The sequence below is a fragment of the Streptomyces himastatinicus ATCC 53653 genome (assembly GCF_000158915.1).
In the GTDB taxonomy this organism is placed as follows: Bacteria; Actinomycetota; Actinomycetes; order Streptomycetales; family Streptomycetaceae; genus Streptomyces; species Streptomyces himastatinicus.
Genome location: NZ_GG657754.1, coordinates 10,638,394 through 10,646,163, shown reverse-complemented (window position 1 = coordinate 10,646,163; position 7,770 = coordinate 10,638,394). Strand labels below are relative to the sequence as shown.

Genomic DNA, 7,770 nt, shown 5'->3' with positions numbered 1-7,770 from the left:
GCCGCTGTGCGACGGTGTCCAGCACCGGGTGTACGGCGGCGAGCAGCGCGAAGGCGCAGCCCAGCAGTGCCCCGAGGGGCACTCCGGTGGCGATCACCTCCAGGTCGGCGCGGATGCCGTACAGCACCCGGCTGAGCAGGTCGCGGCCCAGGTCGTCGGTGCCGAGCAGATGTCCGGCGCTGCCGGGGGCCAGCAGGGTGTCACCGCTCTGGTCGGTGGGATCGTACGAGGTGAGCAGCGGGGCGAGCAGGCCGCCGAGCACCACCAGGCCGACCAGCAGCAGGCCGATGCGGCCGCGGGTGGTGGTGAGGGCGGTGAGGTAGGGGTGGCGGGCGGCCCGCTTGCGTACGCTTCGCACCCTTCGTTTCGGTGCGGTCGCGAGCGTGGTCATGGTGGTGTTCACTCCCGGGTCAGTCCCACCGGATGCGCGGGTCGAGCAGCGCGTAGACGATGTCGGTCAGCAGTTGGATCGTGACGAACACGGCGACCAGGAGCAGCAGGACGTCCTGGACGACCGGGTAGTCGCGCCGGGTGAGGGCCTGGTCGGCGAGTTGGCCCAGGCCCGGCCAGGCGAAGATGGCCTCCACCAGTACGGCGCCGCCGAGGAGCTGGCCGGTCTGGATGCCGAGCAGGGTGACGACGGGTGGCAGGGCGTTGGGGAGGGCATGCCGCCACAGCAATCTGCGGCGCGGGACTCCGGCCGCGGTGGCGGTGCGGATGTAGTCCTCGCCGAGGGCGCGTTCCAGGCTGTCCTTCAGATAGCGGCCCAGTACGGCCGCACTGGGCAGGGCCAGGCACAGCGAGGGCAGCAGCAGGTATTGCAGCTCCAGGTCGGGCGCTTCGAGGAGCCCGACGCGGCCGCCGGACGGCAGCACGACGAACTGCACCGCGAGGACCAGCACCAGCACCACGCCCGTCACGAACGGTGGCACCGCGAGGGCGGCGGTGGTGAGCGCCCGTACGGCCGCCCGCACCGCGGGGCGCCGGGAGGTGGCGCCGAGCACGCCGAGCAGCAGGCCCAGGGTCACGGTGAAGAACAGGGCGCCCGCGGTGAGTTCGGCGGTGGCCGCGAAGCCGTCGCCGATCAGATCGGCCACTTCGCCGCCGATGGCGTACGACGGACCCAGCTCTCCCGCGACCAGGTCGCCGATCCAGGCCACGTACTGCGTCAGCATCGGCTGGTCCAGGCCGAGTTGGTGGCGGATGGCCGCGACGGACTCGGGCGAGGCGTCGGGCCCGGCGAGCGCGTCGGCGGCGTCGCCGGGGACGAGCCGGAGGATGGCGAAGATCAGGAAGGAGGCGACGAGGAGGACCAGCAGCGCCGAGGGGATCTTCTTCAGGAGGTAGCCACGCATGGTCAGTCCAGGTAGGCGTTGTCGAGGTTCAGGTACACGTATTTGCTGAGCGTCGGCCCGTGCAGCCGCTCCGTAGCCACCTGCACCGCGTCCTCGATGGCCAGGTCGATGATGAACGCCTCGTCGAGCAGCAGGTCGGAGACGCGTCGGTAGCGGGCGTTGGCGGCGGCGCCATCTGCGTCCTTCTGCCGCCAGGCCGCTTGGACGGCCTCGGTGTACTCCGCGGAGCGGAAGTGCGAGGTGTTCCTGGCCTCGTTGAAGGGGTAGGCACTGATGGCGAGCGTCGAGGGGTGCACCTGCGAGAAGGCGTGGGTGTTGATCCACAGCGTCGGCATCGTCCCGGAGATCAGCTGTTTCTGGAACACGGCCGGGTCAGTGGGTTCCAGCCGGGTCCTGATGCCGGCCTCCTTCAGGTCGTTCTGCACGATCTCGGCGATGGTGGTGTGCGCCGGTGTGGTGGGGTGACCCAGCGGAATGGTCTGCTTCGTGGACACCCCGGAGGATTTCAGCAGCTCACGGGCCTTGGCCGGGTTGTGGGTGTAGTGGGTGCGGTACGCCTCGCTGTGCGCGGGCGATGACCGGGGCCAGGGCGCCGCCGAGGCGAGGCCGTAGCCGCCGAGCGCCTGCGAGACGATCCGGTCCCGGTCCACGGCCCAGGCGATGGCCTGCCGGAAGGTCTTGTTGTCGGCCGGTGCCTTGGTGACGGTGGCGCCGACGTACATCGCGCCGGTGCCGGTGTCGTACTGCTTGACGCTGAAGCTCGCGCCGATCTTGAGCGTGGCCAGGTACTTGCCCGGTACGCGGTACGACAGCTGCGCCTGGCCCGAGCGCAGTGCGGACAGCAGGGCGTCCGGCTGGGTGTAGACGCGGAGTTCGACGGCGTCGAGATAGGGGCGGCCCGGGATCCAGTACCTGTCGTTGCGTACGAGGCTCAGGCCCACCCCCGGCCTTCGGCTGACGAACCTGAAGGGGCCGGTGCCGTTGAGCTTCCTTCCCGCCAGCGTGTCATCGATCGTATGCCGGTCCGCGATGACCATGAACTCGAACAGGTCGAAGAGGTTGCTCACCGGGTGGGCGAGTCTCAGGACCAGCTCGTGGTCGCCACGTTTCTCGAATCCGGTCACCGCCTTGGCGGTGGCGGTGAGTTGGGACGATCGCTCCGGCTTCCACAGATTCTTGACGGCGAAGATGACGTCGTCCGCGGTGAAGGGGCGGCCGTCGTGATACGTCACGTCGTCGCGCAGCGTGAGCGTGATGCTCCGGCCGTCGGCGGCGTAACTCCACGACGTGGCCAGCTCCGGCTGGGGCCTCAGCCGTTCGTCGTAGCGGATCAGGGTGTTGTAGATCAGCCGGTTCTGGAGCGACTGGTCGGCCTGGGTGAACAGCAGGGAGGGCTCGAAGTCCTCGTCGACCGCGACCGTGAGCGTCCCGCCGCGCTTGGGTCCGCCCGCCGATCCGCCGACCGTGGAGACGGCGGAACGGCAACCGGTCACCGCGCCGCCCGCCCCGAGCAGCAGGGCACCGGCACCGACGGCACGCAGAGCGGTGCGCCGGGACAGCGGGTCCGCAGGCGGGAGAGGGGGTGTGCGCATGAGGGAAGACCCATTTCTTTTCGCTTCGGCAGGAAGTAATCGGGGCCGGGCATGAACGGTGCGGTCACCGGCGCACGGCAGCGCGGGGACGGCGGATCCACCGCGCGGAACGGGGGCAGGCAGGGCCGGAACGGCCGGTGATGCGCCATGAGGTGACCCGGGGAGCCGGACTCTGGAGTCAGGCTGACTCAGCGGCAGATCAGTGGTCCGCTACCGGCGGCGCGTCATCGGCAGGCAGCACAGATCGCGCTGGCCTGCCGACACAGGTCGACATGCCAGCGGGAGACGAGGCGCAGGTCCAGGGGCACGCGCAGCAGAATGTCAGCGGTCCCGCACGATGGTCAACAAGCGCCCGGGCAGGGCGGCTTGAGAGGTCTACGGGAGCATTGCGGCCGTATTACCGAAAGCTTGCAGCGGGCTTGTGAGCAGCGGATTCAGTACGACGGTGGCGGCCGCGACCAGAAGGGCCGCCGGTCCAGCATGTGGGACCACGATCCGCTCGGGGTCGTCGCAGACGTGTGCGTGCGCGATCGCGGCCGTCCGGATCTCGTCGAGGTATGCGGGCTGGAGCGTGCTCGACCGCTCGGTGACCACCACCAGATCGGGGTTGAGCACATCGAGGAGCAGCCCCGTCGCCCGGCCGACCGCCCGCGCTCGCTCCCGCAGCAGTGTGTCGGCCCGCCGGTCCCCCGCTGCCGCCGCGTCCACGAGCAGACCGGCGTCGGGCTCGGGAATCAGGCCCGCCGCCACCGCGCGCCGGGTGAGGACGGTGTCGGACACGGTGGCCTCCAGGCAGCCGGTACGGCCGCACGGACACGGCGCCGTGCTGTCCGGCACCGGCAGATGCGCCACGTCACCGGCCCCCGACCTGGGCCCGCTGTGCACGACGCCCGCGATGGCGAGCGCCGCGTCCACCACGTTGCCGACGAACAGGTGCACCAGGGAGCGCCGTGCCGCCGGCCGTCCGAACAGCAACTCGGACCGGGCGACGGCACGGGCGTGGTTGTCGACCCGGACGGGCAGCCCGGTGTGCCGTCGGAGGTCCGCTCCCAGCGGGTAGTGGTCCCAGCCGAGCGCCTCATGCCGTACGACGGTGCCGAGCGCCGGGTCCACCCAACCGCCGATGGCCGCGCCCACGCCGAGGAGTCGGGCGCCGTCCGGCGTGCGCTCGGCGAGGAACGCGGCCAGCGCCCGGCCCATGCGTTCTCGCAGCTCGGCGGCGGGTATGCCGTCGTGCGGGAAGTCCTGCCGGGCGACCACCGTGCCGCGCAGATCCGTCAGGCCGAAGCCCGACCCGGGGACGCCGATGTGCACGCCCGCGACGAGTGGCCCGCCCGCGTCGCCGGTGTGCAGGTCCACCGGGATCTGCGGTCTGCCCACACCGCTCGCGGCGACCAGTTCGGGCACCTCGCGCACCAGACCGAGCCGGGTCAGGTCGGTGCACTGCCGGGATACGGCCGCCGGGCTCAGCCCGGCCAGCCGGGCGATGCCGCTGCGGGCCACCGGGCCGTGGTCGAGCACGGCACGCAGCACCGACGCGGCGTTCGCCTCCCGGCGGCCGTCTCCGGAGGTGCGGGCACCCGGGGGCGGGCTGGTGGACATGGCGGTCCTCCTGGTGGATGGACTGATGGGTGGGCTGGTGGGTGGGCTGGTGGATGGACTGATGGGTGGGCTGGTGGGCTCCCAACATGCCGTGCGCGGTGGTGTTCTGGCGACTTCAGGCGGGCCCGGGTGTCAGACGTGTTGCAGGGTCATGAAGCCGACCCGGGAAACCTTGACCGGCCATCGGCGCGATGCCCAAGCTCGTGGACGTGACCGCGATGAATCTCCGCGTGCCGCGGCCTTGTGCGGGCCGGGGGCGCCCCGCCCACGCCGAGTGTGCGTGTCGCTGACCGCACGGCACCCTCCCTCTCCTCATCTTGCGGGCCCACTCATGTCATCCGCGCGTTTAACCTGCGCGGATTTCCTTCCGCTCCGACAGCAACGAAACCGCTCCTCTCCCCGCCGAAGGGACCCTCCACCATGACGTTCACCGCACCCGCCGCGACCGCCACCGCCGTCACCGTCGAGAAGATCGGCGGCCGCATCGGGGCCGTGATCTCCGGAGTGCGGCTCGGCGGCGACCTGGACGAGGCCACCGTGGCCGCGATCCGCGCCGCCGCGCTCGAGCACAAGGTGGTGTTCTTCCGCGACCAGCACCACCTGGACGCCGAGAGCCACGAGGCGTTCGGCAGGCTCCTGGGCGAGCCCGTCGCGCACCCCACCGTGCCCTCCGCCGACGGCCGCTACGCGTTCCCCATCGACAACGAACACGGCGGGCGCGCCAACCAGTGGCACACCGACGTCACCTTCGTCCCCGCGTACCCTGCGTTCTCCATCCTGCGTGCCGAGGTCATCCCGCCCTACGGCGGCAACACCCTCTGGTCCAACACCGCCGCCGCCTACGCCCATCTCCCGGAGCCACTGCGGGTACTGGCGGACAGCCTGCGCGGCGTGCACACCAACGACTACGACTACGCCGCCACCCGCCCCGACGCCTCGGCCGCGGCGCTGGAGCGGCACCTCACGGTGTTCACCGCCATCAAGTTCCAGACCGAGCACCCGGTGGTGCGTGTCCACCCCGAGACCGGTGAACGCACCCTGATCCTGGGCAACTTCGTGCAGAAGCTCAGCGGCTTCAACGGCCGCGACTCGCGCGCCCTCATCGATGTCCTCCAGTCGCACATCGAGCGCCCGGAGAACACGATCCGCTGGCAGTGGCGCGCCGGTGACGTCGCCATCTGGGACAACCGCGCCACCCAGCACTACGGCGCCGACGATTCCGACGCCCACGAGCGCACCCTGCGCCGCGTCACCATCGACGGCGACGTCCCGGTCGGCGTGGACGGCCGCCGCTCGGTGCTGCTCGCCCCGGAGTCGGTGCCCGAGCCCGCCCATGGCATCGCCTCGGGTGCTTCCACCGATGGGGTGGTGGCGCAGGCCTGATCCGGCGATCGCCCGCGGCGGACCGGCCACGCCTCTTCATCTGGTCCGCCGCGCCTCGTCCGCTTACTTGGGGTGTGACCGGGATACGCGCCAAAGGGGCAATGGGATGATCTTGAAGCCCTGAGCACCCGTCGGCCGTCACCCATTCGGCTCAGTGTCGTTGGTGGTGATGTTAGCGTCGTCCGGGGCCTGGGGTGGGTTGTGACATCGACCTCGGTCAGTCGATGCCTTCGACGATGCGGAAGTCGCGCTCGACGCCGTCGGAGAGGGCGGCCAGCGCCTCCTGGTAGGCCGCACTCTCGTACGCCGCGACGGCCTGCTCGAAGCTGTCGAACTCGACCAGGACGGTGCGCTCGGCGATTCCGGCGTCGTGCGCCACGACCCGACCGCCACGGACGAGGGTCCGGCCGCCCCCGGGTTCGACGGCCAGGCGGGCCAGCTCGTTGTAAGCAGCCAGCTTCTCAGGGTCGGAAATGGTGCGGTAGACGCTGACCCAGTAGCCCTTGGGCATGGGGACCTCCAGTGTTGGGATGAGTGGATCTGACTTACGGGTTGGTCTCGGACGAGCGTCGGCGGGCGAGAGCGAGGCTTGTCAGCGTCGTGATCGCCATGGCTCCGATGCCGACCAGCGCCGCGGTGGTGTAGGCGCTGTCGTCGGGGAAGAGGTGGCCGGGGCCGGTGCCCGCGGCGAGGATCAGGCCGCCGATGGCGCTGCCCAGGGAGTACCCGACGCTGCGGACGACGTAGTTGAAGCTCATGGCGCTCGAAGTCTCGCTCTTGGGAGTGACGGCCAGGATGAAAAAAGGGCATCGCGGCCGAGAAGCCGCCGACGCCGAAGCCGAGCACGCCCATCGCCGCGAACAGTTCGGCCAGGTCCGACCGGGCCGCCGCGAACAGGGCGAACCCGCCGCCGACCACGACGGCGCTGCCGGCCAGGAGCAGGGGGTCGGCGATCCGCGTCCGGACCCGCGGCGTGAGCTTGCCGGCGACGAACCCCAGCACCGAGAACGGGATGAGGACCAGCCCGGCGACGAAGGTCGTCAGCCCGAAGCCGTAGCCGGCGCCGTGCGGCGTCTGCGCGTACCGGGTGATGAGCGTGAGCAGGAGGTACATGCCGATCCCGCCGACGAACATGGCGAGGTTCGCCCCGGCGACCGCCGGGTGCCGCACCGCCCGCACATCGACCAGGGGCGTCGTGCTCCGCAGCTCGATGACGGCCCAGACACAGAGCAGCACCACCGCGACGACGGCGAGGCCCGCCGCCACGGCGAGGTGCCGGCTCCACAGATTCCGTTCGCCGGCGAGGAACAGCACCAGGAGCAGCGCAGCGGCCAGGACGACCGCGCCTGCCACGTCCACGTGGGCGGAGCGGCCTTCGGGGGCTTCGGGCATGGAGCGCCACGCGGTCAGGAGGGCGGCGGCGGTGACGACCAGGCCGAGGCCGTAGGCGGCCCGTACCCCGCCGAACTCGGCGAGCAGTGCGGCCAGCGGGTAGCCGACGCCGGCCCCGATGATCGAGACCACCGAGATCAGGGCGATCACGGCCGCGCTGCGCTCCTCGGGGAGGTGGTCCCGGGCCACGCCCATCATCAGCGCCGTCAGCCCGAGCCCGACGCCCTGGGCCGCCCTGCCGGCCAGCAGCCACGCGAACGGCAGCGGCAGCACGGTGAGCGCGCTGCCGGCGACGACGACCGCCAGCGTGGCGAGGATCGTGGCCCGCCGGTGCCGGCCGGCTCCGAGCCGGCCCAGGACCGGCGTGGCGACGGCGCCGCTGAGCAGCGCGACGGTCAGCGTCCACTGCGCGCTGCCGAGCGAGACGTGGAACGAGGTCGCCACGC

7 protein-coding genes and 2 pseudogenes are annotated in these 7,770 nt (G+C 71.4%); 1 reads left to right on the top strand and 8 read right to left on the bottom strand.

What is annotated here, in order from left to right; all coding sequences use genetic code 11:
* The 5 genes and pseudogenes from SSOG_RS54545 to SSOG_RS44850 form a co-directional block, all read right to left on the bottom strand.
* Positions 1-391, bottom strand: a pseudogene (locus tag SSOG_RS54545) (ABC transporter permease); the annotation flags it as partial.
* Positions 392-410: 19 nt separating this feature from the next.
* Entirely contained in the window at positions 411-1,355 is a 945-nt protein-coding gene (locus SSOG_RS44860) for an ABC transporter permease (RefSeq protein ID WP_039940281.1), read from the bottom strand.
* 2 nt (positions 1,356-1,357) lie between these two features.
* Positions 1,358-2,947: an ABC transporter substrate-binding protein gene (locus tag SSOG_RS44855; protein ID WP_009720968.1), complete on the bottom strand. Its 1,590-nt coding sequence runs from the start codon at positions 2,945-2,947 to the stop codon at positions 1,358-1,360.
* Between the two features lie 224 nt (positions 2,948-3,171).
* Entirely contained in the window at positions 3,172-3,255 is an 84-nt protein-coding gene (locus SSOG_RS58135) for a putative leader peptide (protein WP_342634430.1), read from the bottom strand.
* Positions 3,256-3,322: 67 nt separating this feature from the next.
* Positions 3,323-4,549 (bottom strand): ROK family transcriptional regulator, encoded by a 1,227-nt coding sequence (locus tag SSOG_RS44850; RefSeq protein WP_009720967.1) that lies wholly within the window; start codon positions 4,547-4,549, stop codon positions 3,323-3,325.
* A 420-nt stretch (positions 4,550-4,969) separates the two neighbouring features.
* Here SSOG_RS44850 and SSOG_RS44845 point away from each other — a divergent pair, with 420 nt between their 5' ends.
* A complete protein-coding gene (locus SSOG_RS44845) occupies positions 4,970-5,932 on the top strand; it encodes a TauD/TfdA dioxygenase family protein (RefSeq protein WP_009720966.1) in 963 nt (320 codons plus the stop codon).
* Positions 5,933-6,149: 217 nt separating this feature from the next.
* Here the strand turns inward: SSOG_RS44845 and SSOG_RS44840 are convergent, their stop codons facing one another.
* The 3 genes and pseudogenes from SSOG_RS44840 to SSOG_RS44835 form a co-directional block, all read right to left on the bottom strand.
* Positions 6,150-6,443 (bottom strand): DUF1330 domain-containing protein, encoded by a 294-nt coding sequence (locus tag SSOG_RS44840; protein ID WP_009720965.1) that lies wholly within the window; start codon positions 6,441-6,443, stop codon positions 6,150-6,152.
* Between the two features lie 34 nt (positions 6,444-6,477).
* On the bottom strand, positions 6,478-6,690 hold the full coding sequence (locus SSOG_RS57170; protein WP_245606536.1) for a hypothetical protein: 213 nt from the start codon (positions 6,688-6,690) through the stop codon (positions 6,478-6,480).
* Between the two features lie 109 nt (positions 6,691-6,799).
* A pseudogene (locus tag SSOG_RS44835) lies at positions 6,800-7,768 on the bottom strand (MFS transporter); the annotation flags it as partial.
* Positions 7,769-7,770 lie beyond the last annotated feature (2 nt).